Origin of the sequence: Stutzerimonas stutzeri (assembly GCF_002909485.1) — a bacterium.
Taxonomy (GTDB): domain Bacteria; phylum Pseudomonadota; class Gammaproteobacteria; order Pseudomonadales; family Pseudomonadaceae; genus Stutzerimonas; species Stutzerimonas stutzeri_AH.
Genome location: NZ_PPXG01000003.1, coordinates 506,414 through 531,978 on the forward strand (window position 1 = coordinate 506,414; position 25,565 = coordinate 531,978).

The window sequence follows — 25,565 nt, forward strand, 5'->3', positions numbered from 1 at the left end:
GATAAACTCGCCGGCATTATGATCCGACTTCAGAATCTCACTCTACAGCGTGGCCCGCAGCGTTTGCTGGAAGGCGCCGAGCTGACCCTGCACCCCGGCCAGAAGGCCGGTCTGATCGGTGCCAATGGCGCCGGCAAATCCACCCTCTTTGCATTGCTGCGTGGCGAGCTCGTGCCCGACGGCGGCGATTGTCAGTTGCCGCCGGACTGGCGCATCGCGCACATGCGCCAGGAGATCGATACGCTCGAACGTCTGGCGGTGGACTATGTGCTCGATGGCGATATCCAGCTGCGGCATATCCAGACCCAGCTTGCCGCTGCCGAACAATCACATGACGGCAATGCCCTGGCGCGCCTGCATACCGAGCTGGACAACGTCGACGGCTACAGTGCCGACGCCCGCGCGCGCAAGCTGCTTGCCGGGCTGGGCTTTGCCAATGAGCAGATGACTCTGCCGGTTAGCAGCTTCTCCGGTGGTTGGCGCATGCGTCTGAACCTTGCCCAGGCGCTGATGTGCCCGTCCGATCTGCTGCTGCTGGACGAGCCGACCAACCACCTCGATCTTGACGCGATTCTCTGGCTGGAGGATTGGCTCAAAGGATACCCCGGCACGTTGCTGCTGATTTCCCACGACCGCGACTTCCTTGACGCGGTGGTTGATCACGTCATTCATCTCGAACAGCGCAAGCTGACGCTTTACCGTGGGGGCTATTCGGCGTTCGAGCGTACCCGTGCCGAGCGCCTTGCGCAGCAGCAGCAGGCCTTCGAGAAGCAACAGGCACAGCGCGCTCACATGGAAAGCTATATCCGTCGCTTCAAGGCCCAGGCGACCAAGGCACGCCAGGCCCAAAGCAGGATAAAGGCGCTGGAGCGCCTCGAAGAGTTGGCGCCGGCACATGTGGACTCGCCATTCGATTTCCGCTTCCGCGAGGCGGACAAGGTTTCCAGCCCGTTGCTGGACCTTGCAGAGGGTCTACTCGGTTATGGCGATAAGGTGGTGCTGGAGAAGGTCAAGCTGCAGCTTGTGCCCGGCGCCCGTATCGGTCTGCTGGGCCCGAACGGCGCAGGCAAGTCGACGCTGATCAAAACACTCGCTGCCGAACTCGTCCCGCTCGGCGGGCGCCTGCAGCGCGGCGAGAATCTGGCTGTTGGCTACTTTGCCCAGCACCAGCTGGATTCGCTCGACCCCAAGGCCAGCCCCTTGCTACATCTGCAGCGTATTGCTCCAAACGAGCGCGAGCAGACCCTGCGCGATTTCCTCGGCGGCTTCGATTTTCGTGGCGCGCGCTGCGATGAGCCGGTGCTGAATTTCTCCGGCGGCGAGAAGGCGCGTCTGGCGCTTGCGCTGATCGCCTGGGGCAAGCCAAACCTGCTGCTGCTCGACGAGCCGACCAACCACCTTGATCTGGAGATGCGCCTGGCGCTGACTCTGGCGCTGCAGGATTTCGAAGGGGCGGTATTGGTGGTCTCTCACGACCGGCATCTGCTCAAGAGCACCACCGATGAGTTTCTGCTGGTGGCTGACGGTGTGGTGCAAAGCTTCGACGGCGATCTAGAAGACTACGCACGTTGGCTGGTGGATTACCGTGCACGTCAGCAACCCATTTCCAGCAGTGAGGGCGCGGCGGACAAGACCGACAAGCGCGCCCAGCGTCAAGCCGCCGCCGCCCTGCGCCAGCAGCTGGCGCCGCACAAGCGCCAGGCGGACAAGCTGGAGAAGGATCTGGCCGTAGTACACGAAAAGCTAGCTGAGCTGGAAACGAGGCTGGGCGACAGCGCGCTTTATGATGTCGCGCGCAAGGATGAATTACGGGAACTGCTGGCCAAGCAGGCCGAACTGAAGGTTCGCGAAGGCGAGCTGGAAGAGGCCTGGCTGGAAGCGCTGGAAGCTCTTGAAAGCCTGCAGGCGCAGCTGGAGGCCAGCGCATGAGCGAGCCTTGGCTGGCATTGGTCGAGGAGTGGCAGGTGCAGTGGATGCTGGGCCTGCAGGTGCTGCTGATTCTGCTGGTGGCCTACGTGCTGCAACGCTTGGTTGCCCGCGGGCTGACTCGGCTTTCGTCACGTTATCCGCTGCCGCCGGAGCTGGTGATTCCGGTGCGGGGCGGTATCCGCTGGTTCATCGTCGGCGGCGCGTTGATCATGGTTCTGGAGCGCTTCGGTGTGTCCGCCACCGTTCTGTGGACGGCCCTCTCCGGTTTCGTCGCGGTGGCGGCGATTGCTTTCTTCGCGATCTGGAGCGTACTGTCCAATTTGCTCTGCGCAGTGCTCATCCTGACTGTCGGCCCGTTTCGTTTGGGCGATGTGGTGGAAATCGTCGAGGCTTTCGACAAGCCGATCGTCAAGGGCAGGGTGATCGATATCAATTTGCTCTACACCACCCTTGAAGAGGTGGCTGAAGCCGGCACCGGCGCCATCGTACAAGTGCCTAACAGCCTGTTCTTCCAAAAGGCCGTGCGCCGGTGGCGTGGCAGCGATGTGCAGCTATACAACCGCAACCCCAACGAGAAGTGATTCCTCATGGAATGGCTCAGCAATCCGGAAATCTGGGTCGCTTTTCTGACTCTGACTGCCTTGGAAATTGTCCTCGGCATCGACAACATCATTTTTATCTCGATCCTGGTTAGCCGCCTACCCAAGGAGCAGCAGCCGCAAGCTCGTTTCTTCGGTCTGGCGTTGGCCATGGGCACGCGCATACTCTTGTTGCTGTCGATTGCCTGGGTCATGCGGTTGACCAACAACCTGTTTACCGTCTTGGGCGAGGGTGTTTCCGGGCGTGATCTGATTCTGTTTTTCGGCGGTCTTTTTCTGCTGTTCAAGAGCACTCTGGAGATCTGGCACAGCGTCGAAGGCGAGGAAGAAGAGCGGAGTGGTAGCGGTGGTGCTGTGAAAGCCGGCTTCATGGGCATCATTTTGCAGATCGCAGTAATCGACATTATCTTCTCGCTAGATTCGGTGATCACGGCGGTGGGCCTGGTGCAAAACGTGCCGGTGATGGTCGCGGCGATCGTCATCGCGGTGCTGGTGATGATGTTGGCGGCCGGCACCATCAGCGAATTCATCGACAAGCACCCGACGCTGAAGATCCTTGCGCTGTCATTCCTAATTGTCGTCGGCACGCTGCTGATCGCCGAGGCCTTCGATGTGCATGTGCCCAAGGGCTATGTGTACTTCGCCATGGCCTTCTCGCTGGGCGTCGAGGCGTTGAACATTCGCATGCGCAAAGCCATGAAGCGCAAACTCAAGGAACCGGTGAAGCTGGGCAAGGGCTTTCCGGACTGAATCGAAGCGCCAGGCAACCGGCGCAACTGCTTGAACGGAGGGACTCACATGTCACTGGAAACCTGGCTTGCTTTCTTTGTCGCCTGCTGGGTGATCAGCCTGTCACCGGGTGCCGGTGCCATTGCCTCGATGTCCTGTGGATTGCAGTACGGATTCTGGCGTGGCTACTGGAATGCCATTGGCCTGCAACTGGCGCTGGTGCTGCAGATCGCCGTGGTTGCCGCAGGCGTAGGCGCAGTGCTGGCAACCTCTGAGCTGGCGTTCGGCCTGATCAAGTGGTTCGGTGTCGGCTATCTGCTGTGGCTCGCTTGGAAGCAGTGGCAGGCACAGCCGCAAGCTCTGGATGATTCGGCTGCGCCGCGTCCCATCGGTAGGCCGCTGAGCCTGGTGCTGCGTGGGTTTGTGGTCAACGCGAGTAATCCCAAGGCGATCGTCTTCATCCTCGCGGTGCTTCCGCAGTTTCTCGACCCGCAGCGGCCGCTGCTACTGCAGTACAGCGAGATGGCAGCGACCATGGTAGTGGTCGATCTGGTGGTCATGGCCGCTTACACCGGGATGGCGGCAAAAGTGCTGCGGCTGTTGCGCACGCCGCGCCAGCAACGCCTGGTCAATCGTAGCTTTGCGGCGATGTTCGCCGGTGCGGCGGCGCTGTTGGCTACGGTTCGGCGCGCGGTCGCATGAGCGAGCAGGGCGCGATGCGCGTCTGGATCGATGCCGATGCCTGTCCGCGCGCGGCCAAGGATCAAGTGATCAAGTTCGCGCTGAAACGCAGGTTCGAGGTGCTGCTGGTTGCCGGGCAGAGTCAGGTGAAGCCCGCATTTGCCTGTGTTCGGCTGATCGTGGTGCCGAGCGGGCCGGATGCGGCCGACGACTATCTGGTCGAGCATGCCGCGCCTGGCGATCTGGTGATCTGCAGCGATGTGCCGTTGGCCGATCGCCTGGTGAAGAAGGGCGTTGCGGCGCTCGACCCGCGTGGCCGCGAGTTCGACGAGCGAAACATGGGCGAGCGGTTGGCGGTACGCAATCTGTTCACCGATTTGCGCGATCAGGGCCAGATGGGCGGCGGTCCGGCGGCCTACAGCGAACGCGATCGGCAGGCCTTCGCCAATGCACTGGATCGCTTGCTGACGCAACTGTCGAGAGTTCGCTGAGCGGCGTCAGTTCTGGTATTCAACCGCAAAGATAGGTGCCGGTGCCCACGGCGATCAGGGTGCCCAGTTCGTTGTGCAGCTCCGAGCGTACAACCGCAACCTTGTTGCCCGAACGCAGTAGTTCCGCGCTGGCGCTGAAGCGGGTACCGCGGCCTGGGCGCAGATAGTCTATGCGCAGGTCGATGGTGCCTAGCCGCGAAAGGCGTGCGGCGCGCTCCTGGGTCGTCAGATGGCGATGCTTGTCGAAGGCGCCGAGCATCGCCATCGCACCTCCAGCGACATCCAACAGCGAGGCGATCACTCCACCATGCAGGATGCCATGGACGAAATTGCCCACCAGCTCCGCCTTCATGGGCAAGTGCATGACCACCCGTGACGTCGATATCTCATCTAGCTCGATGCCCAAGGCCTGGTTGAACGGGATGCGTTCGAACATCTGGCGCACAGCCCGGGCCTGCTCGGCGAGCAGTGCATCGTCTTGATTCATGTTCGGCGCTCCTGTGCATGAGCGAGCAAGCTGCACTAGGTTGTCCGTGCTGAACAGGTCATCGGCACGAGCAGCCGCGGCTTTGGCGGCTTTCGCGCAAAAAAAATCCCGGGCGGGCCGGGATTTTCATGTGGCGTTGGGATCAATCCTCGACGGTCATCTCCAGCACTCGATCGACCAGCTTGTAGATCCCTGAAGCGGCTTCGCTGATGGACTGCGCCAACATATAGGCTGGTGTGGTCACCAGGCGGTGCTTGTCGTCTACAACGATGTCAGTCACCTCACACGCCTTGTGTTCGGCGCCCATCTCGCCGACCGCCTTTGCTGCGTCGGCCTCGTCACTTCCCAGGGTGCATACAACGCCGGCTCCAAAGATCTGCGCGGCCATCGTGGGTGCGATGCACATCATGCCTATTGGCTTACGGGCCTCGGCGAATGCCTGCGCAAGGGCGACCACGTCAGGCAATGCCTTGCTGCCTACGCCTTCAGTGGCGAAGGTCGAAAGGTTCTTCGCAGCGCCGAAACCGCCTGGGATGATCAACGCATCAAAATCTTCGGCGCGCGCCTCGCGCAGATCCTTGATTTCGCCGCGAGCCAGACGGGCCGACTCGGTCAGCACGTTGCGCGACTCCGGCATCTCGTCGCCGGTCAGATGGTTGATCACATGCATCTGCGCAATGTTGGGCGCGAAGCACTGCACTTTGGTGCCCCGCTGATCCAGGCGCAAAAGGGTGATGACGCTCTCGTAGATTTCCGAGCCGTCGTAGACGCCACAGCCGGAAAGAATCACGGCGACTTTCTTGTTCATAGCGGTACTCCTGGTCAAGTTCAACGGCCCTTCGGAGGGCACGGCGGATGCGTTCGATGCTAATACCTGAGACGGTTTCAGGTAAGCCCGCATGTTCCTTTGGATTCGCGCGATTCGCCGGTGTTCATTGCCGCAGGTCTGGCATGCCGGTTTGCGGCTGATCAAAGCACTGGCAGTTGCGGGCATGGGTGGCGACAATGGGATGGTATCGGAGGCTAGGCAGCGTGACCTTGTCATCATTTCGTCATGCTTCAGGCCTATAAACGTCATATTCGCCCGCACTGCGGGCCAGGAGTCCGTCGTGAGTTTCGTTCCTGCCAGTCGGCTGTTTCCCGCCACTCGTTTGCGCCGCAACCGTCGTGATGATTTTTCCCGTCGCCTGGTGCGTGAGAACGTCCTCACGGTCGACGACCTCATCCTTCCGGTGTTCGTGCTCGATGGCGAAAATCGCCGCGAGCCCGTGCCGTCGATGCCTGGCGTAGAGCGCCTGTCCATCGACCTGTTGCTCGAGGAAGCCGAGGAACTGGTAGCGCTGGGCATTCCGGCGCTGGCGCTGTTCCCGGTGACGCCGCTGGAGAAGAAGTCTCTGGATGCCGCCGAAGCCTGGAATCCCGACGGCATCGCTCAGCGCGCCACGCGCGCACTGCGTGCACGCTTTCCGGAGCTGGGGATCATCACCGACGTCGCGCTCGACCCATTCACCACCCATGGCCAGGACGGCATCCTCGACGAAAGCGGCTACGTGCAGAATGACGTTACGGTCGATGCGTTGGTCCGCCAAGCGCTGTCCCACGCCGAAGCAGGCGCTCAAGTGGTTGCGCCGTCGGACATGATGGACGGTCGCATCCAGGCGATCCGCGAGGCGCTCGAAGTGGCCGAGCACCACAATGTGCGCATCATGGCTTATTCGGCCAAATACGCCAGTGCCTACTACGGCCCGTTCCGCGATGCGGTTGGCTCGGCGGCCAATCTAGGCAAGAGCAACAAGAATACCTATCAGATGGACCCGGCCAACGGTGACGAGGCGCTGCACGAGGTGGCCGCTGATCTGGCTGAAGGCGCGGACATGGTGATGGTCAAACCGGGTCTTCCCTATTTGGATATCGTTTGGCGCGTCAAAGATGCGTTCAAGGCGCCGACCTTCGTCTATCAGGTCAGTGGTGAATACGCCATGCACATGGCAGCCATCCAGAACGGCTGGCTGAGTGACGCCGTCATTCTTGAGTCTTTGGTCGGCTTCAAGCGTGCCGGGGCTGATGGCATCCTCACTTATTTCGCCAAACAGGCGGCACAACAATTAAAACGGGGCCAGTGAGCCCTTTCGAGGCAAAGCGATGATCAACCAGGGACTCAGCGAAAAAGAACTGCAGGACGCCAGTGTCAGTGAGGTGCTGGAGCAGACGTTGCCGGAGGTGCTGACGCCCGCACCGCCGGAAGTCGTCGAGGAAGCGCCGGTCGTGCCGGTGCTCAATCTGGATGACAGTGCGCTGTACATCCACCGCGAGCTATCGCAGCTGCAGTTCAATATCCGCGTGCTCGAGCAGGCGCTGGATGAGTCCTATCCTCTGCTGGAGCGGCTGAAGTTCCTGCTGATCTTTTCCAGCAACCTCGATGAGTTCTTCGAAATCCGCGTAGCCGGTCTGAAGAAGCGCGTCACTTTCGCTCGCGAACAAGCGGGTGCCGACGGCTTGCAGCCGCACCAGGCGCTGTCACGGATATCCGAGCTGGTGCATGAGCAGGTCGACCGCCAATACGCGATTCTCAACGATGTGCTGCTGCCTGCGTTGGCCGAACACCAGATTCGTTTCATTCGTCGCCGCCACTGGACGACGAAGCTCAAGACCTGGGTGCGCCGTTATTTCCGTGACGAGATCGCGCCGATCGTCACACCGATTGGCCTGGATCCCACGCATCCGTTCCCATTGCTGGTGAACAAGAGCCTGAACTTCATCGTCGAGCTCGAAGGTATTGATGCCTTCGGCCGCGATTCCGGTTTGGCGATCATCCCCGCACCACGCCTGTTGCCGCGAGTCATTCGTGTGCCCGAGTCGGTAGGCGGTGCAGGGGACAACTTCGTGTTCCTCTCCTCGATGATCCATGCCCATGCCGATGACTTGTTCCACGGCATGCGCGTCAAGGGCTGCTACCAATTCCGGCTCACGCGTAACGCCGACCTTTCCGTGGATACCGAAGATGTTGAAGACCTGGCCCGTGCGCTGCGCGGCGAGCTGATCTCGCGGCGCTACGGCGATGCCGTGCGTCTGGAGGTGGCCGATACCTGCCCGCAGCATCTGGCCGACTTCCTGCTCAAGCAGTTCAGCCTTGGCGAGAGCGAGATGTATCGGGTCAACGGCCCGGTCAACCTGACTCGGCTGTTCAGTATCACCGGCCTGGACAGTCACCCGGAGCTGCAATACAACCCGTTCACGCCGTCGATTCCGAAGTTGCTGCAGAACAGTGACAAGATTTTCAGCGTGATCAACAAGCAGGACATCCTCCTGTTGCATCCTTTCGAGTCGTTCACGCCAGTTGTCGATCTGCTGCGCGAGGCCGCCAAGGATCCGTGTGTGCTGGCGATCAAGCAGACCCTGTACCGTTCAGGTGCCAACTCCGAGATCGTCGATGCGCTGGTAGATGCGGCACGCAGCGGCAAGGAGGTCACCGTGGTGATCGAACTGCGTGCCCGCTTCGATGAGGAGTCCAACCTGCAGCTCGCCAGTCGGCTGCAGCAGGCTGGTGCGGTCGTGATTTACGGAGTGGTCGGTTACAAAACCCACGCCAAGATGATGCTTATTCTGCGGCGCGAGAACGGCGAGCTTTGCCGCTACGTGCACCTGGGCACCGGCAACTACCATGCGGCCAATGCGCGGCTATACACCGACTACAGCCTGCTGACGTCCGATGACGCGCTGTGCGAGGACGTCTCCAAGCTGTTCAGCCAGCTGATTGGCATGGGCAAAACCATGCGCATGAAGAAGCTGCTGCATGCGCCGTTCACGCTGAAGAAAACGTTGCTCGACCTGATCGCGCAAGAGACGCAGCACGCTGCCGAGGGCAGACCCGCGCACATCATCCTGAAGATCAATGCACTGACCGATCCGAAGATGATCAAGGCGCTGTACAAGGCCAGCCAGACCGGCGTACGCGTCGACCTCATCGTGCGTGGCATGTGCTGCCTGCGGCCTGGCATCGCCGGGGTTTCGCATAACATCCATGTGCGTTCGATCATCGGCCGCTTCCTGGAGCACAGCCGGGTGTTCTACTTCCAGAACGATGGTGACGAGAAGCTCTATCTGTCCAGCGCCGACTGGATGGAGCGCAATCTTGATCGTCGCGTGGAGACCTGTTTCCCGGTGGAAGGCAAGAAGCTGGTCATGCGGGTGAAGAAGGAGCTGGAAGGCTTCCTCAGCGACAACACCCAAAGCTGGGTCCTGCAGCCTGACGGCAGCTACCTGCGCATAAGCCCCACTGGCAACCAGAATGCACGCAACGTGCAGAGCACGCTGCTGGAGCGCCTGGCCGGTCCGCAGATTGTCACGCGCTGAAAGATCCGGCCGGAACGGCCGGATATGGGCTGTGTAGCCTGACGGCAGCAGCGCTGCATCGTGCGTGTAGAAGGGGGTAGAGGCGGGCAGGGGTTAAGCCTTCTGATCCAGCCTCTTTATTTCATCCGTAGCTCGTAACCGACCCGTGCGAGCCAGGCGGCTTCGGCTTCGAAGTCGGCGCGGGTCAGCGGGTTGGCGCCGAGCCAGCCGGTAGGGAAGATCAGTTCCAGACTGCGTTCGGTGGCCTTGAGCTGAACTTCGGAAACGGCATTCGCACCGCGGATGTGATGGAACAGGATGGCGAAGCGCAGCAGGATGCACAGTCGTACCAGTGCGTCGGCGTCGGTACCGATCTCTCCAAACTTGTCCTGCGGGATGTTGCGACGATGGCCGCGCACCAGCAATGCCAGCACGAGTTGATCCTGGCGCGAGAAGCCGGGCAGATCGGAGTGCTCGATCAGGTAGGCGCCGTGTTTATGGTAATGGTAGTGGGCGATATCAAGGCCTACCTCATGCACGCGGGCGGCCCAGGCAAGCAGTTCGCGATGCCAGTCCTGATCAAGATTCCAGGCCTCTGCCACCTGATCGAATGCTTCCAGTGCCTTGGCTTCGACCCGTGCGGCCTGCTCCATGTCGACGTGGTAGCGCTCCATCAGGAAGCTCAGCGAACGGTCGCGAATGTCCTCATCATGGTGGCGGCCCAGCAGGTCGTACAGCACGCCCTCGCGCAATGCCCCTTCCGAATGAGTCATGCTCCCGAGTTCGAGCGCATCGAAGATCGCTTCGAGAATCGCCAGGCCGGCAGGGAATACTCCGCGCCGATCCGGCTTAATCCCATCGATGTCGATCTTCTCAACATCGCCGAGCTTGAAGAGCTTGCGCTTGAGCCAACCCAAACCTTCAGTATTGACCTCGCCGTTACCGAAGCCGCCGCTTTTGATGGCTAGCCCGACAGCGCGGATGGTGCCTGATGCGCCGATCGATTCCTGCCAGCCAAGCCGGCGCAGGCCGTGCTCGATGCCCATCAACTCGACCCGAGCCGCGGTGTAGGCCTGGGCATAGCGTGCCGGAGTGATCTTGCCGTCGCGGAAGAATCGCTGGGTATAGCTTACGCAGCCCATCTGCAGGCTTTCGCGCAGCTGCGACTCAAAGCCTTCGCCGATGATGAACTCGGTGCTGCCACCGCCGATATCGGCGACCAGGCGCCGGCCCGGGGTGCCGGGGAATGTGTGCGAGACGCCAAGATAGATCAGGCGTGCCTCTTCGCGCCCGGAGATGACCTCGACCTGATGGTTGATGATCTCTTCGGCGCGGCGGATGAACGTCGCCCGATTACGCGCCTCACGCAGGGCATTGGTGCCGACGATGCGCACTGCCCCTTGCGGCAAATGGTTGACCAGCTGCGCGAAGCGCCGCAGACAGTCGAGTCCGCGCTGCATGGCGTCTTCGTCGAGCAATCGATTTTCGTCGATGCCGGCGGCCAGCTGGACCTTCTCGCCGAGCCGTTCGAGGATGCGCATTTCGCCGTTACTGGTGCGGGCCAGCACCATGTGGAAGCTGTTCGAGCCCAGATCCAGGGCGGCGATCATAGGGAAAGTCTCAGCGGTGTTCTGGCGCATTGGGCGGTCTCGATGCAAAACCCCGACATCCTGACATGATCGACCTCATCCGCCAACGCAGACGTCGACGCACCACGCTGCCCTTCAAGCGCGCTCGTCACTCGCTCGCGGGTCTGCGGCTTTCGGTCCGCTCCCAGTAGGGCTATGATGGCGACCTTTCCGTTCCGACCCTGGAGAAAATCCATGAGCGAATACATCAACAATGTCAGCGACAGCAGTTTCGAGCAGGACGTCCTCCAGGCCGACGGTCCCGTACTGGTCGACTACTGGGCTGAGTGGTGCGGCCCCTGCAAGATGATCGCACCTGTTCTCGACGAGATCGCTAAGGACTACGAAGGCCGTCTCAAGGTGTGCAAACTGAACATCGACGAGAATCAGGAGACCCCGCCGAAGTATGGCGTGCGTGGCATTCCGACACTGATGCTGTTCAAGAACGGCAACGTCGAGGCGACCAAGGTGGGCGCGCTTTCCAAGTCGCAATTGGCAGCCTTCCTCGATAGCAATATCTGAGTCCGCTGCAGTTCCCTTCTAAAGCCCTCGCAGATGCGGGGGCTTTTTTTATCGGCAGGGTGGACGCTTCGCCTGTGCGGTGCTAAATTCGGCCTCGCGACGCTTTCTTGCGTCGCCCTCTGCATGCCGTCGCCGACGCACTTCAGCCTCATAAAGCACAACGAACTCGTTCGTCTCTTGCTGCGCGGCTTCTCAAGCTAATCGCTTTCTACATCCTTCCTGACTCTTTCTATGAATCTGACCGAACTCAAGCAAAAGCCCATCACCGAACTGCTGGAAATGGCCGAACAGATGGGCATCGACAACATGGCCCGTTCGCGCAAGCAGGACGTGATTTTCTCCCTGCTCAAGAAGCACGCTAAAAGCGGCGAGGAAATCTCCGGTGATGGCGTGCTGGAGATTCTCCAGGACGGCTTCGGCTTCCTGCGCTCCGCGGATTCTTCCTATCTGGCCGGTCCGGACGACATCTACGTCTCGCCAAGCCAGATTCGCCGCTTCAACCTGCGCACCGGTGACACCATCATTGGCAAGATCCGTCCTCCCAAGGAAGGCGAGCGCTACTTCGCCCTGCTCAAGGTCGATTCGATCAACTACGATCGACCGGAGAATGCGAAGAACAAGATTCTCTTCGAGAACCTGACACCGCTGTTCGCCAATCAGCGCCTGAAGATGGAGGCCGGCAATGGCTCCACCGAAGATCTCACCGGCCGGGTGATCGATCTTTGTGCGCCGATCGGCAAAGGCCAGCGCGGCCTGATCGTCGCGCCGCCGAAAGCGGGCAAGACGATCATGCTGCAGAATATTGCCAGCAACATCACCCGCAATAACCCCGAGTGCCACCTGATCGTCCTGCTGATCGACGAGCGCCCGGAAGAAGTGACTGAAATGCAGCGCACCGTGCGTGGCGAAGTGGTCGCTTCCACCTTCGACGAGCCGCCGACCCGCCACGTTCAGGTCGCTGAGATGGTGATCGAGAAGGCCAAACGTCTGGTCGAGCACAAGAAGGACGTGGTCATTCTGCTCGACTCGATCACTCGCCTGGCGCGCGCCTACAACACCGTGATCCCGAGCTCCGGCAAGGTGCTTACCGGTGGTGTCGATGCTCACGCCCTCGAGAAGCCGAAACGTTTCTTCGGTGCTGCGCGGAACATCGAAGAGGGCGGTAGCCTGACCATCATCGCCACTGCGCTGGTGGAAACTGGCTCGAAGATGGACGAAGTGATCTACGAGGAATTCAAGGGCACTGGCAACCTGGAGCTTCAGCTCGATCGTCGCATCGCCGAGAAGCGCGTATTCCCGGCCATCAACATCAATCGCTCGGGTACTCGTCGGGAAGAGCTGCTGACCAGCGAGGAAGAGCTCCAGCGCATCTGGATTCTGCGCAAGCTGTTGCATCCGATGGATGAAAGCGCTGCCATTGAGTTCCTGCTCGACAAGCTCAAGGACACCAAGACCAACGACGAATTCTTCATGTCCATGAAGCGCAAGTAAGCGCACGTCGTTACCAACAAGGCCGGGGAAACCCGGCCTTTGTCTGTCTGCAGGTTTTGGAAAACCCAACGCTGGGGCTAAACTTTGCGCCCCGACCCCGCCCGGCCCATACGAGGCTCAAGCATGCAGTATCGCGATTTGCGCGACTTTATCAGCGGCCTGGAAAAACGCGGTGAACTCAAGCGAGTCACGGCTGCCGTCTCTCCTGTTCTGGAAATGACCGAGATCTGCGATCGCACCCTGCGCAAGCAGGGGCCGGCGCTACTCTTCGAGAACCCGACCGGCTTTGACATGCCTGTGCTCGGCAACTTGTTCGGCACGCCGCAGCGGGTGGCCTTCGGCATGGGTGCCGAAGACGTTTCCGAGTTACGTGAGATCGGCAAACTGCTGGCCTTCCTCAAAGAGCCCGAACCGCCCAAGGGGCTGAAGGACGCCTGGAGCAAGCTGCCGATCTACAGGAAGGTCATCAGCATGGCGCCCAAGGTGCTCAAGGACGCGCCTTGCCAGGAAGTGATCCTCGAGGGCGACGACGTTGACCTGGCGAAAATCCCGGTGCAGCACTGTTGGCCGGGCGACGCCGCGCCGTTGATTACCTGGGGCCTGACCATCACCAAGGGGCCGAACAAGGAGCGTCAGAACCTCGGCATCTATCGCCAGCAGGTTATCGGTCGCAACAAAGTGATCATGCGCTGGCTCAGTCACCGCGGCGGTGCGCTGGATTTCCGCGAGTGGTGCGAGAAGTACCCGGATCGCCCTTATCCGGTAGCGGTGGCCCTGGGCGCCGACCCGGCGACGATCCTTGGCGCGGTTACACCGGTGCCCGACACCTTGTCCGAATACGCCTTCGCAGGGCTGTTGCGTGGGTCGCGTACCGAGCTGGTCAAGGCGCTTGGTTCCGATTTGCAGGTGCCGGCGTACGCGGAGATCGTTCTTGAAGGGCATATCCATCCAGGCGAGATGGCCGACGAGGGGCCGTATGGCGATCACACCGGCTATTACAACGAGGTGGATCGCTTCCCGGTATTTACCGTCGAGCGCATCACTCACCGCAAGAATCCGATTTACCACAGCACCTATACCGGCCGGCCACCAGATGAACCAGCGATTCTCGGGGTGGCGCTGAACGAAGTGTTCGTGCCGATTCTGCAGAAGCAGTTTCCAGAGATCATCGACTTCTACCTGCCGCCGGAAGGCTGCTCGTACCGCATGGCAGTCGTGACCATCAAGAAGCAGTACCCCGGTCACGCCAAGCGGGTGATGCTCGGCGTTTGGAGTTTTCTGCGCCAGTTCATGTATACCAAGTTCGTCATCGTCACTGACGACGACATCAACGCCCGTGATTGGAACGATGTGATCTGGGCAGTTACCACGCGGATGGACCCCAAGCGTGACACGGTGATGATCGACAACACGCCCATCGACTACCTGGATTTCGCCTCGCCGATCTCCGGCTTGGGCTCCAAGATGGGCCTGGATGCCACCCACAAGTGGCCGGGCGAGACCAGTCGCGAATGGGGGCGAGCCATCGTCCAGGATCCGGCGGTGAAGCAACGGGTCGATGAACTCTGGTCGCAGCTGGGTATCGACTGAAATACAAAGACGCGGGCCCGATCCCGCCCGAAGCCTTGGCGGGTCATCCCGTTCACTGATAATGACGTGCACATGAAAGTAACCTTGCAGCCATCCGGTGCCGTACTCGACGTACGGCCCGGCGAACGATTTCTCGATGCCGCCAGGCGCCTGGGCTATGAGTGCCCGCAAAGCTGCCGCAACGGCAATTGCCATATCTGTGCCTCGCTTCTGGTTGAAGGGCGGGTGCTCCAGGCCGGCGAGGTGCGTGATCACGGTGAGTTGCTGGCCTGTCTGGCCGAGCCATTGGAGGATTGCGTGTTGCTCTGGGACGGTGTGCTGGCGCCCGGCGAATTGCCGGTGCGCGAGCTTAGCTGCCAGCTGAGTAGCTACGAAGAGGTGGGTGGCGATGTGGTGCGTGTGCGCTTGCGCCTGCCTGCGGGTAGGCAACCACGCTATCACGCCGGTCAGTATCTGCTGCTGCAGCGCGAAAATGGAGAGTGGTCGGCTTTTTCCCTTGCTTCGGCGCCTGGTAGTGGCCGAGAGCTGGAATTACACGTGCTGGCACGGGAGGAGTCTGCCATCGAGCTACTGGCCTTCCTCCGACGGCAAGGCTTTGCGCGAATACAAATGCCGTTCGGCGATACGCACCTGGCGGAGCTGCCAGAGGGTCCGCTGGTGCTGGTGGCGGCTGGCACTGGCATGGCGCAAATGCATAGTTTGATCGAGTACTGTCGGGCAGCAGGGTTCTCGCATCCAGTACACCTGTACTGGGGCGTGCGTCGGCCGGACGACTTCTACCAGCTTCCTCACTGGGCCGAATGGCAGGGCATGAGCAATCTGCACCTGCATCGGGTGGTCAGTGATGTTTGTGGTTGGGAAGGTCGCTGCGGCATGCTGCACGAAGCGATTCGGGAGGATTTCAGCGATCTCAAGCCGCTGCATATTTATGCCAGTGGGTCGCCGTCGATGGTTTACGGCACGCTGGATGCACTGGTGGAAGCCGGAATGGACCCGCATCAGATGCGTGCCGATGTATTTGCCTATGCGCCGCGGGAAAGCTGATCCGCTGCGCTCCGCCGAAAAGAAAAACGCCGGGTCGAAAGCCCGGCGTTTTCATTCACGGCGTCTGCCGCTGCTGCAGCAGCAGGTTCTTGTAGCCGCTGGCGGCCAGCGTCTTTTGCGCAGCGTTCAATTGCTCGCGGCTGCCGAACGGACCAACCAGCACGCGATACCAAGGCTCGTCCCGCACTTTGACGCTTTCCACGCGCACGTCTTGGCCAAGCAGGATGATCTGTGCGCGTACCCGATCGGCCTCAGCCTGCTGGCGGAACGAGCCGGCCTGCAGGAAGAACTGGGTGACCGGCGCTTTGGCGACGGTCGGCGGTGGCGGGGGAATCTGCCCGTTGAGCGCGGCTTGCGCTCGAGCTGCGTCGATCTTCGCCGCTTCCTCTGGTGTAACCGGTTTGGCGGGCGGCTCCGGCTGTTTGGCTTCCGGCGGCAGAATTACCTCGGATTCGGGCAGCAGCGTATAGAAATCATACTTCGGTCGTGGCGATTGCTCAGTGCTTGGGGTGCGCTTGGGCTGTTCCTTGATTGCGGTCTTGGGCGCCTCCTTGGCGCGTTTGACCTCTTTGCCGCCTGGCTCAAGGCTCATCAGAAACACGATGAAGCCGCCGATCACCAGGCCGCAGACCAGCCAGATCCACCCCGGCACCGCCTGTTTGGCGGGCGCCTGATAGCGGCTGGCGCCTCGTTTGGGGGCAGCTTTCTTCCTTGCAGCCACTTACATGCGCTCCAGAGTTTCCAGGCCGAGAAGTTCCAGGCCCTGTTTGAGGGTCTTGCCGGTTAGGGCAGCCAGGCGCAGACGACTCTGCTTCTGCTCTTCCTGTTCGGCACTGAGAATCGGGCAATGCTCGTAGAAGCTGGAGAAGAGTCCGGCCAGATCGTACAGGTAAGCGCACAAGAGATGAGGCTCGCCTTTTTCACCGACGCTGTTCAGCACTTCGCCGAACTGAGCGAGTCTGGCGGCCAGGGCGAGCTCCTGCTCTGCCTCGAGCTGGATACGCCCACCGATCTCGCCTATTTCTTTGCCCAATTTGCGGAACACGCTGGCTACGCGGGTGTAGGCGTACAGCAGGTAAGGTGCGGTATTGCCTTCGAAGCTGAGCATCAGCTCGAAGTTGAAGCGGTAGTCGCTCGTGCGGTGCTTGGACAGGTCGGCGTACTTGACTGCGCTGATGCCCACTGCCCGGGCGATCTGGCGCAGCTCGGCTTCGTCGAGGTCCGGGTTCTTGCCTTTCACCAGGGCGTAAGCTCGCTGCTCGGCTTCGTCGAGCAGGTCGATCAACTTTACCGTGCCGCCGTCGCGGGTCTTGAACGGCCGGCCGTCGGCGCCGTTCATGGTGCCGAAGCCCATATGTTCCAGTTGCATGCCTTCATGGACGAAGCCGGCGCGGCGGGCCACTTCGAAGGCCATCTGGAAGTGCAGCGCCTGACGCTGATCGACGAAATACAGTACGCGATCGGCATGCAGCACCTGGCTACGATAGCGCATGGCGGCAAGGTCGGTGGTGGCATAGAGATAACCGCCACCGGCTTTCTGCACGATCACCGGCAGCGGATTGCCCTCGGCATTCTTGAACTCGTCGAGGAAGACGCACTGCGCGCCGTTGTCCTCGCTGAGCAGGCCTTTACTGCGCAGGGCCTCGACGATATCCGCAAGGTCGGCGTTGTAGGCGCTCTCACCCTTGACGTCGGCCGGCGTCAGCTTGACGTTGAGGCGGTCGTATAGCTTCTGGCAGTGCGCCAGCGAGATATCGTTGAAGCGTGTCCAAAGGCTCAGGCACTGGGCGTCGCCGGCCTGCAGTTTCACTACCAGCTCGCGGGCGCGATCGGCAAACTGGGTGGACTCGTCGAAGCGCTGCTTGGCGGCGCGATAGAACTGTTCGAGGTCGGACAGCTCGCTTTCCGCAGCCGCCGGCTTCTCCTCAAGATAGGCCAGCAGCATGCCGAACTGGGTGCCCCAATCGCCGACGTGATTCTGCCGAATGACCTCGTCGCCCAGATGCTCGAGTACGCGGCCTACCGCGTCGCCGATGATGGTCGAACGCAGGTGGCCGACGTGCATTTCCTTGGCCAGGTTCGGGGATGACAGGTCAATCACCACACGCTGGGTGGCAGCGGCCTTGCGCACCGCCAGCTGCGGATCGGCCAGCGCGGTTTCAAGGCGTTGAGCCAGTGCGTCGCTGTTCTGAAAGAAATTCAGGAAACCCGGGCCGGCGATTTCCACTTTGCTGACCTGCGCGTCCTGTGGCAGTGCGGCGATCAGCTTTTCGGCGAGATCGCGAGGCTTCAGTCCGGCTGGTTTGGCCAGCATCATGGCGATGTTGCTGGCGAAGTCACCGTGGCTCTTGTCCTTGGTGTTTTCCACCTGGATCGCAGGGGCCAGCCCTTCAGGCAGGACACCTTCGGTGGTCAGGCGGACAAGGGCTTGCTGGATCAGGTGGCGAATGCTGTCTTTCATGGTCGGCTCAGTCCGCAAGAGTGCGCGAAAACCCGGCATTATCGGGGTGCGATGGGTGTCGCTTCAAGGTGGCGTGGTGCGCAGTGCTGGAAAAGTCACTTTTCATGTGTCGATCAGAACAAATCGATCGGGTCGACATCCAGGCTCCAGCGCACGGCACGGCTACCGGGCAGTTGTTCGAGCATGGGCACCCAGGCGCCCATCAGTCGGTGCAAGGTCGCCCGAGTATTGCCTTGCAGCAGCAGCTGCGCCCGATAGCGGCCGGCGCGGCGTTCCATCGGTGCGGGCACCGGGCCGAGCAACTCGATGCCGCTGAGTTGCAGCTGCCCGAGCAGTTGCTCGGCAAGACTGCAGGCGTCATCCAGGAAAGCTTCTGCTTGGCCGGGCTTCTGCGCCTCGGCGCGTAACAGTGCCAGGTGGCTGAACGGTGGCAGGCCAGCTGCGCGGCGTTCGGACAGCGCCTGCTCGGCAAAGGCGAAGTAGCCCTGTTCTGTCAGTTGCACCAACAGCGGGTGGTCGGCCAGATGAGTCTGGATGATTACCTTGCCTGGCTCCTCCGCGCGTCCGGCGCGTCCGGCGACCTGAACGATCAGTTGGGCCATTCGTTCGCTGGCGCGAAAGTCTGCGGAAAACAGTCCGCCATCTGCATCGAGGATCGCCACCAGCGTCACGCGCGGAAAATGGTGGCCCTTGGCAAGCATCTGGGTGCCCACCAGCAGGCAGGGGTCGCCACGATTGATGGTGCTGATCATCTGCTCCATCGCGCCCTTGCGTGAGGTGCTGTCGCGGTCGATGCGTAGCACTGGAAAATCGGGAAAGAGGATGCCGAGGCGTTCCTCTGCGCGTTCGGTTCCAGCTCCTACCGGGCGCAGATCCACCTTGCCGCAATCTGGACAATTGCGTGGCGGCCGCTCGATATGTCCGCAGTGGTGGCAGCGCAGCTCGTTGTGCCGCTGGTGCAGCGTCATGCGCGCATCGCAGCGTGGGCACTGGCTGAGCCAGCCGCAATCGTGGCAGAGCAGAGTGGGGGCGAAGCCGCGACGGTTGAGGTACACCAGTACCTGCTGGCCGGCAGCGAGGGTCTGGCCGATGGCCTGTTGCAGTGGACCGGAAATGCCGGCGTCCAGCGGACGGCTCTTTACATCCAGGCGCAGGAAACGCGGCGATTGCGCATTTCCTGCTCGCTGAGTCAGCTTCAGCAGGGCATAGCGACCAATATAGGCGTTGTGCAGGCTCTCCAGCGAAGGCGTGGCGGAACCGAGCACGATCGGCAGGTTTTCCTGGCGCGCGCGTAGCAGGGCCAGGTCGCGTGCGTGGTAGCGCAAACCCTCCTGCTGTTTATAGGAGGCGTCGTGCTCCTCATCGATGATGATCAGGCCCGGGTTCTTCATCGGCGTGAACAGCGCCGAGCGAGTGCCAATGATGATGTCCGCCTCGCCATCACGAGCGGCGAGCCAAGCATCGAGCCGTTCGCGATCGTTGATGTTCGAGTGCAGCAGTGCGATTCGAGCATTGAAGCGCTGCTCGAAGCGCGCAAGAGTTTGCGGCCCCAGGTTGATCTCCGGAATCAGCACCAGGGCCTGCTTGCCGGCTTCCAGGACGCGATGAATCAGTTGCAGGTATACCTCTGTCTTGCCGCTTCCGGTCACACCGGCAAGGAGAAACGCCTGAAAGCCGTCGAGTCCTGCACTCACCGCCTCGTAGGCTGCGCGTTGCTGCGCATTCAATGTGAGCTCGGCCTGCAGCAACCAGCTGCCGCTATGGCCGCGTGGCGGGTGGCTACGACGTGATTCGACACGCACCAGGCCTTTTTCCAGCAGCAGATCGAGGCTGTCCTTGTTCAACTGCAGCTTGCTGAGCAGCGCATGTGGCAGACCGTGAGCGTGCTGGGCAATGGTCTTCAGGGCTTCGCGCTGTCTCGGTGCGCGTGCCAGGCGCGGGTCGTTCGGGCTAGCGCCATCCACCAGGCGCCAGTAGCGCTCCTGGCGTGCTTCGGCGGGTTCGCCCTGACGCAACAGTACTGGTAACGCCCAGCTTAAAGTGTCGCCGAGGCTGTGCTGATAGTACTGCGCCGTCCATAGGCAGAGCTTGAACAGCGGAGCGGGAAGAGGTGGTTTGCTGTCCAGCAGTTCCAGAGCTGGCTTGAGCTTCTCCATCGGCACTTCGCTCTGGTCTGTCATCTCCACCAGAATGCCGACGACTTCGCGCCGTCCGAATGGCACGCGCAGGCGCATGCCCGGTTGCAGGGTGGGGCGCGCGAGGCCGATCGGCGGCAGGTAGTCGAACAGGCGGCGCAGGGGTGAGGGCAGCGCCAGACGGAGGATGCTGGAAGACACGCGATGATCCTTGGCAATGAGCGGCGATGGTAAACGATCGTAACGTCCGCCGCCGGCCATAAGCGCATCCTTCGTTGGGGCTGCGCGCCCGTCGCCTGTACTTGCATCACCCTAGCGCTCTGGTATGATTCGCGCCCTAATTCGTGCGGTACTCGACATAGGGTCGGGTGGCGGCACACAATCCTAGAGGATTCACCATGAAAGCCGATATCCATCCTAATTACGTCGAAATCGAAGCCACTTGCAGCTGCGGCAATGTCATCAAGACCCGCTCCACGCTGGCCAAGAACCTGAGCATCGACGTGTGCTCCGAGTGCCACCCGTTCTACACTGGCAAGCAGAAGGTGCTGGATACCGGCGGCCGTATCGATCGCTTCAAGCAGCGTTTCGGTGTGTTCGGCGCCAAGTAAGACGGCGTACCGGGAATCCAATGCGGTTTTCCGAGCACATGAAAAAGGCGTCCCTGGTGGGCGCCTTTTTCGTTTCCGTTCTCTGGCACACTCAAACGCTGGCGTTGTGCCCGTCGCCCGGACGCTTGCCATTGGTGGAGGTGGCACGGGTGGTCGATGGTGACACGCTGCGCCTGGTCGATGGTCGCAGTGTGCGGCTGATCGGTATCAACACGCCAGAATTGGGCCGTAAAGGGCGCAAGGCCGAACCTTTTGCCGTGGCAGCGCAGCGGCGATTGCAGGCGCTGGTAAAGGCCAGCGACGGTCGGGTGGGGCTGATCATGGGGTCTGAGGCGAAGGACCGGTATGGTCGTACTCTCGCCCATGCCTACGATTCGCGAGGACGTAATCTTGAGGCCGCGCTGCTCGCTGACGGGCTCGGTTTGATGGTGGCGATGGCGCCGAACACGGCGCTGGTGGTCTGTCATCAGCGAGCGGAGCAGTTGGGGCGCCAAGGCGGGCTCGGTGTCTGGCGCAAGTTGACGCCGCGCTCGCCGCAGTCGCTGAAACACGGTGGCTTCACGCTGCTTGAAGGCAAGGTCGAGCGGGTCGAGCGCAATCGCGGCGGCTATTGGCTTGAGATGGAAGGCCCGCTGGTTGTGCACATACCACCGCAGGCTTTCGATGCGTTTGATGCCCGGTCGCTGGCCGCGCTGGCGGGCAAGCGGCTTGAGCTGAGAGGCTGGGTGGTCGATCGTCGCGGACGGACTGGAGCGGGCCAGGCTCGCTGGATGCTGCGCGTGACTCATCCCGCCATGTTGGGCATGCCGCGCTGACCTGATCGGTCATTGCCATGCCTGCAAAATCTACCCGGAAAGTCGTATTGGCCTGGGCTTGACAGTCTGCTGGCCGACTGGCTTGTGAGTGCGCTTGTTCTTGGCGTATGCTCGACCGCCTGTCTGTCCCAGTAAAATAAAGCGGAAATGCCACATGACTGACCTGAAAACTGCCGCGCTCGAATACCATGCCAAGCCCCGCCCGGGGAAACTGAGCGTCGAGCTGACCAAGCCAACAGCCACCGCTCGTGATCTATCCCTGGCCTACAGTCCAGGCGTAGCCGAGCCTGTTCGTGAGATCGCTCGCGATGCGGAGCTGGCATACCGCTACACCGGCAAAGGCAATCTGGTGGCGGTTATCTCCGATGGCACCGCCATTCTAGGCCTGGGCAACCTCGGCCCACTGGCATCCAAGCCCGTGATGGAAGGCAAGGGTGTGTTGTTCAAGCGTTTCGCCGGTGTCGACGTGTTCGATATCGAAGTCGATGCCGAAAGCCCGCAGGCTTTCATCGATACCGTCAAGCGTATCTCGATCACCTTCGGTGGCATCAACCTGGAAGACATCAAGGCACCTGAGTGCTTTGAAATCGAGCGTGCGCTGATCGAACAGTGCGACATTCCGGTATTCCACGATGATCAACACGGCACCGCGATCGTTACGGCTGCAGGCATGCTCAACGCGCTGGAAATCGCTGGCAAGTCGCTTGAGCAGGCCAAGATCGTCTGCCTTGGCGCTGGCGCGGCAGCGACCTCGTGCATGAAGTTGCTGGTCAGCATGGGCGCGAAAATCGAAAACATCTTCATGATCGATCGTAAGGGCGTGATTCACGCCGGTCGTGACGATCTGAATCAGTATAAGGCTGTGTTCGCCCACGAGACGGACAAGCGCACGCTGGATGACGCTCTGGAGGGTGCCGACGTATTCGTCGGTCTGTCCGGCGCCAATTTGCTGAGCGCCGAAGGCCTTAAGCGCATGGCGGCCAATCCGGTGGTTTTCGCTTGCTCCAACCCGGACCCGGAGATCAGCCCTGAGCTAGCGCATGCGACCCGTTCTGACGTCATCATGGCGACCGGCCGCTCGGATTACCCGAACCAGGTGAACAACGTGCTCGGTTTCCCGTTCATCTTCCGCGGTGCGCTGGATGTCCGTGCCAGCCGCATCAATGAGGAGATGAAGATCGCTGCTGCTCTGGCTCTTCGTGATCTTGCCAAGCTGCCGGTGCCTGCTGAAGTGGCCGCAGCCTATGGCGTGGATAGCCTGGAATTTGGTCGTGAGTACATCATTCCCAAGCCGATGGATCCGCGCCTGATCACGCTGGTGTCTGATGCAGTCGCCAAGGCTGCGATTGAGAGCGGCGCAGCGACGTTGCCTTATCCGTCGCACTATCCGCTCCAGTCGGTGAATGACGTGTTCAATGGCTGATTAGCTGCAAGCGATAAAAAAACCCCGCCATGGCGGGGTTTTTTATTGCTCGATGAAGCCACTCGGCCTAGAAAAGATCGAGCGGTGCCGCTTCATCGGCAGGCAGTGGGCTGCCCGGCGCTTGGTAAGTGGGATCGAATTCGCCCATTGGTGGTGGCGAATCTTCACTCTTGAACACTTCGAAGTAGGCGTCTGGGGTGGCCGGCGTGGCGGCCCGGCCGCTGACTGGATCGATGCGCAGCTTGAGCAGGCCGTCAGGCTCGGCCGGTGGGTGCTCGGGCATGTCCTTGAGCACGGCGCTCATGTAGTTCATCCAGATCGGCAGCGCCACCGTGCCGCCGTATTCGTGTCGACCCAGGCTCTGCGGCTGGTCGAATCCTGCCCATACGGTCGTGACGATGTCCGCGTTATAGCCAGAGAACCAGCTGTCGATCGAGTCGTTGGTCGTGCCTGTCTTGCCCGCGATATCGTTGCGGCCCATGGCCAGCGCCCGGCGGCCTGTGCCGCGCTTGATGACGTCCTGAAGCATGCTGGTCATGATGTAAGCAGTACGGCTATCGAGAACCTGTTCCGCGAAGCGAGGCTCTGTATCCGATTGGTCTTCGGTCCTGCGTGCATCATCCATCGGCGCTGCGCTGCTTTCTACCTCAGGACGCTGCGCTTGCTGCTGCGCTGGAACTCGCGCCGGATTGGCTTCGAAAAGCAGATTACCTTCGCGGTCTTCGATGCGCTGGATAAGGTACGGCTCGATCTTGTAGCCGCCATTGGCAAACGTCGTCCAGCCTACGGTGATTTCCATTGGCGTCAGTGTCGCGGTGCCCAGTGCAAGCGATAGATTGCGGGGAAGGTCCTGCGGATTGAAGCCAAAGCGACTTATGTAGTCGACCGTGTGGTCAATGCCTAGGGTTTGCAGCAGGCGAATCGAAACAAGATTTCTGGATTTGTACAGCGCTTCGCGCATGCGAATCGGGCCCAGGAAGGTGTTGTTGTCGTTCTTCGGGCGCCAGATACGGTCCATGCCTTGTTCGACGAAGACGATGGGTGAGTCATTGACCAGGCTGGCCGCGGTATAGCCGGCATCCAGGGCCGCGCTATAGATGAACGGCTTGAAGCTCGAGCCGGGCTGGCGTTTAGCTTGGATAGCGCGGTTGTAGTTGCTCTGTCCAAAGGAGAAACCGCCAGCCAGTGCCTCGATGGAGCCATCCTGAGGGTCAAGTGATACCAGCGCTGCTTGTGCTTGCGGTACCTGACTGAATAGCGCCTCCTCGTCCTGCCAACGGATGCGTATGACGTCGCCAACCTTTACTACGTCTGCAGGGCGCTGCGGTCGTGGTCCCATACTGTTGGTGCCAAGGAACGGGCGAGCCCACTTCATGCTTTCCCAGGCGACGGCATGCTCTTGGCCGTCACGGGTAAGTACGAGAATACCGCTGTCTTCCACCTGGGTGACTGCCGCTGGGTGCATTCCAGATAGGCTTCTATGTTTGGCCAGTTCCTGCGTCCAGCTATCGCGAGGCAGGTCGGCAAGACGTGCCTCTGGGCCGCGATAGCCGTGACGCTGGTCGTACTCGATCAATCCGCTGTTGAGTGCGATGTTCGCTGCGACTTGTCGCTCGCTGGAAACCGTCGTGTGAACCCGGAAGCCATCGGTGTACGCTGCGCTACCGAAGCGTCCCACCATTTCGGCTCTAGCCATCTCTGCTATATAGGATGCGTCCAGTTCAGGCGAGGCGCCGTGGTATCTGGCGTTCTCAGGTTCGGCCAGAGCCTGCCGATAAGTTGTTTCATCCAGTCTGCCAAGCCTGTACATGCGCCCCAGAATCCAATCCCTGCGTTCCAGGCTGCGGGCCGGGTTTGCCAGTGGGTTGAAGGCGGAGGGTGCTTTTGGCAGGCCCGCAATAGTTGCAAGCTGCGCGATGCTTAATTCCGAAATCGGTTTGCCGTAATACACCTGTGATGCAGCTTCGATGCCGTAGGCGCGATTGCCTAGGTAGATCTTGTTTACGTACAGCTCAAGAATTTCATTTTTGCTGAGCTCGCGCTCTATCTGCAGGGCCAGCAGGATTTCGTTGATCTTGCGCGAAAAGCTTCTTTCGCTGGTCAGGAAGTAATTCTTCGCGACCTGCATGGTGATGGTGCTGCCACCGGTCTGAATCTGGCCACTTTTCAATAATTGCGTGGCAGCGCGCATCAGGCCCGTTATGTCGACGCCATAATGATTGGCGAAATTATCGTCCTCCGCCGCCAGCAGCGCGTGGATGAACTCCTCCGGGATGTCGTCGAAGCGAATTGGCGAACGTCGCATTTCACCGAATTCGGCGATTAGCTTGTCGTCGGCGCTGTAGACCCGCAGCGGAATCTGTAGCTGTATGCTGCGAAGGGAATCGACTGAAGGAAGGTTTGGGCTGAGGTAGAGAAATGCACCGCTGATGCTCAGCAACAGCGCGCAGAAAACTGCGAAGCACGACCAGAGAAGAAATTTCAAAAAACGCATCGGGGTTCTTGGAATCCAGAATTTGAGAGGGGGGAGCGGCGACGATGCTGAAAGGGAAAACCGTTCACATTATATGCGTTTTTTTTGCCGGGTAGCCATTTGC

General features: G+C 60.8%; 22 protein-coding genes. 15 read left to right on the plus strand and 7 right to left on the minus strand.

The window, feature by feature from the left end:
- The first annotated feature begins 18 nt into the window (after positions 1-18).
- The 6 genes from CXK91_RS09810 to CXK91_RS09830 are packed head-to-tail and all read left to right on the plus strand — an operon-like array spanning position 19 to position 4,429.
- Positions 19-1,929 carry an ATP-binding cassette domain-containing protein gene (locus CXK91_RS09810; protein ID WP_103455960.1) on the plus strand — a complete coding sequence of 637 codons (1,911 nt, stop codon included), beginning with the start codon at positions 19-21 and terminating at the stop codon, positions 1,927-1,929.
- A complete protein-coding gene (locus CXK91_RS09815) occupies positions 1,926-2,510 on the plus strand; it encodes a mechanosensitive ion channel domain-containing protein (RefSeq protein ID WP_103455961.1) in 585 nt (194 codons plus the stop codon). The genes CXK91_RS09810 and CXK91_RS09815 overlap by 4 nt, the downstream gene beginning before the upstream one ends.
- A complete protein-coding gene (locus CXK91_RS23055; protein WP_423833779.1) occupies positions 2,507-2,623 on the plus strand; it encodes a hypothetical protein in 117 nt (38 codons plus the stop codon). Before CXK91_RS09815 ends, CXK91_RS23055 begins: the two co-directional genes overlap by 4 nt.
- Positions 2,571-3,278, plus strand: coding sequence for a TerC family protein (locus tag CXK91_RS09820; RefSeq protein ID WP_423833780.1), 708 nt, complete (start codon positions 2,571-2,573; stop codon positions 3,276-3,278). Before CXK91_RS23055 ends, CXK91_RS09820 begins: the two co-directional genes overlap by 53 nt.
- A 48-nt stretch (positions 3,279-3,326) precedes the next feature.
- Positions 3,327-3,959, plus strand: coding sequence for a LysE family translocator (locus tag CXK91_RS09825; protein ID WP_103455963.1), 633 nt, complete (start codon positions 3,327-3,329; stop codon positions 3,957-3,959).
- 14 nt (positions 3,960-3,973) lie between these two features.
- Positions 3,974-4,429: a YaiI/YqxD family protein gene (locus tag CXK91_RS09830; RefSeq protein WP_103456071.1), complete on the plus strand. Its 456-nt coding sequence runs from the start codon at positions 3,974-3,976 to the stop codon at positions 4,427-4,429.
- Between the two features lie 19 nt (positions 4,430-4,448).
- Here CXK91_RS09830 and CXK91_RS09835 read toward each other — a convergent pair whose 3' ends face one another.
- Positions 4,449-4,916 (minus strand): thioesterase family protein, encoded by a 468-nt coding sequence (locus CXK91_RS09835; protein WP_103455964.1) that lies wholly within the window; start codon positions 4,914-4,916, stop codon positions 4,449-4,451.
- Between the two features lie 142 nt (positions 4,917-5,058).
- On the minus strand, positions 5,059-5,724 hold the full coding sequence (gene elbB / locus CXK91_RS09840) for an isoprenoid biosynthesis glyoxalase ElbB (protein ID WP_103455965.1): 666 nt from the start codon (positions 5,722-5,724) through the stop codon (positions 5,059-5,061).
- A gap of 301 nt (positions 5,725-6,025) precedes the next feature.
- Between elbB and hemB the strand changes: the two genes are divergently transcribed.
- Both hemB and ppk1 read left to right on the plus strand, forming a co-directional pair.
- Positions 6,026-7,039 carry a porphobilinogen synthase gene (gene hemB / locus CXK91_RS09845; protein WP_103456072.1) on the plus strand — a complete coding sequence of 338 codons (1,014 nt, stop codon included), beginning with the start codon at positions 6,026-6,028 and terminating at the stop codon, positions 7,037-7,039.
- 19 nt (positions 7,040-7,058) lie between these two features.
- On the plus strand, positions 7,059-9,269 hold the full coding sequence (ppk1, locus tag CXK91_RS09850) for a polyphosphate kinase 1 (protein ID WP_103455966.1): 2,211 nt from the start codon (positions 7,059-7,061) through the stop codon (positions 9,267-9,269).
- Between the two features lie 116 nt (positions 9,270-9,385).
- On the opposite strand, the gene ppx is transcribed toward ppk1, so the two are convergent.
- Positions 9,386-10,888 (minus strand): exopolyphosphatase, encoded by a 1,503-nt coding sequence (gene ppx, locus CXK91_RS09855; RefSeq protein ID WP_103455967.1) that lies wholly within the window; start codon positions 10,886-10,888, stop codon positions 9,386-9,388.
- Between the two features lie 183 nt (positions 10,889-11,071).
- On the opposite strand from ppx, the gene trxA reads away from it, so the two are divergent.
- The 4 genes from trxA to CXK91_RS09875 all read left to right on the plus strand — a co-directional run bounded on the left by trxA (position 11,072) and on the right by CXK91_RS09875 (position 15,523).
- On the plus strand, positions 11,072-11,398 hold the full coding sequence (gene trxA / locus CXK91_RS09860) for a thioredoxin TrxA (RefSeq protein ID WP_003283463.1): 327 nt from the start codon (positions 11,072-11,074) through the stop codon (positions 11,396-11,398).
- Positions 11,399-11,629: 231 nt separating this feature from the next.
- A complete protein-coding gene (gene rho, locus CXK91_RS09865; protein ID WP_058063663.1) occupies positions 11,630-12,889 on the plus strand; it encodes a transcription termination factor Rho in 1,260 nt (419 codons plus the stop codon).
- Between the two features lie 123 nt (positions 12,890-13,012).
- The gene (gene ubiD / locus CXK91_RS09870) at positions 13,013-14,479 is read left to right on the plus strand and encodes a 4-hydroxy-3-polyprenylbenzoate decarboxylase (protein ID WP_103455968.1); all 1,467 of its coding nucleotides are present in this window, start codon (positions 13,013-13,015) and stop codon (positions 14,477-14,479) included.
- A gap of 72 nt (positions 14,480-14,551) precedes the next feature.
- Complete coding sequence (locus CXK91_RS09875; RefSeq protein ID WP_103455969.1) at positions 14,552-15,523, plus strand: CDP-6-deoxy-delta-3,4-glucoseen reductase; 972 nt, start codon at positions 14,552-14,554, stop codon at positions 15,521-15,523.
- A 55-nt stretch (positions 15,524-15,578) separates the two neighbouring features.
- Here CXK91_RS09875 and CXK91_RS09880 read toward each other — a convergent pair whose 3' ends face one another.
- The 3 genes from CXK91_RS09880 to CXK91_RS09890 form a co-directional block, all read right to left on the minus strand.
- A complete protein-coding gene (locus tag CXK91_RS09880; protein ID WP_103455970.1) occupies positions 15,579-16,244 on the minus strand; it encodes an SPOR domain-containing protein in 666 nt (221 codons plus the stop codon).
- Positions 16,245-17,984, minus strand: a complete 1,740-nt coding sequence (gene argS, locus CXK91_RS09885) for an arginine--tRNA ligase (RefSeq protein WP_103455971.1) — start codon at positions 17,982-17,984, stop codon at positions 16,245-16,247. It lies immediately after the preceding gene.
- 113 nt (positions 17,985-18,097) lie between these two features.
- Complete coding sequence (locus CXK91_RS09890; RefSeq protein ID WP_103456073.1) at positions 18,098-20,320, minus strand: primosomal protein N'; 2,223 nt, start codon at positions 20,318-20,320, stop codon at positions 18,098-18,100.
- 197 nt (positions 20,321-20,517) lie between these two features.
- Here CXK91_RS09890 and rpmE point away from each other — a divergent pair, with 197 nt between their 5' ends.
- From rpmE to CXK91_RS09905, 3 genes are all read left to right on the plus strand, one after another.
- The gene (gene rpmE / locus CXK91_RS09895) at positions 20,518-20,730 is read left to right on the plus strand and encodes a 50S ribosomal protein L31 (RefSeq protein ID WP_003283472.1); all 213 of its coding nucleotides are present in this window, start codon (positions 20,518-20,520) and stop codon (positions 20,728-20,730) included.
- Positions 20,731-20,750: 20 nt separating this feature from the next.
- Complete coding sequence (locus tag CXK91_RS09900; RefSeq protein WP_103455972.1) at positions 20,751-21,545, plus strand: thermonuclease family protein; 795 nt, start codon at positions 20,751-20,753, stop codon at positions 21,543-21,545.
- 154 nt (positions 21,546-21,699) lie between these two features.
- The gene (locus CXK91_RS09905; protein ID WP_103455973.1) at positions 21,700-22,968 is read left to right on the plus strand and encodes a malic enzyme-like NAD(P)-binding protein; all 1,269 of its coding nucleotides are present in this window, start codon (positions 21,700-21,702) and stop codon (positions 22,966-22,968) included.
- Positions 22,969-23,035: 67 nt separating this feature from the next.
- Here the strand turns inward: CXK91_RS09905 and CXK91_RS09910 are convergent, their stop codons facing one another.
- The gene (locus CXK91_RS09910; protein ID WP_103455974.1) at positions 23,036-25,462 is read right to left on the minus strand and encodes a penicillin-binding protein 1A; all 2,427 of its coding nucleotides are present in this window, start codon (positions 25,460-25,462) and stop codon (positions 23,036-23,038) included.
- Positions 25,463-25,565 lie beyond the last annotated feature (103 nt).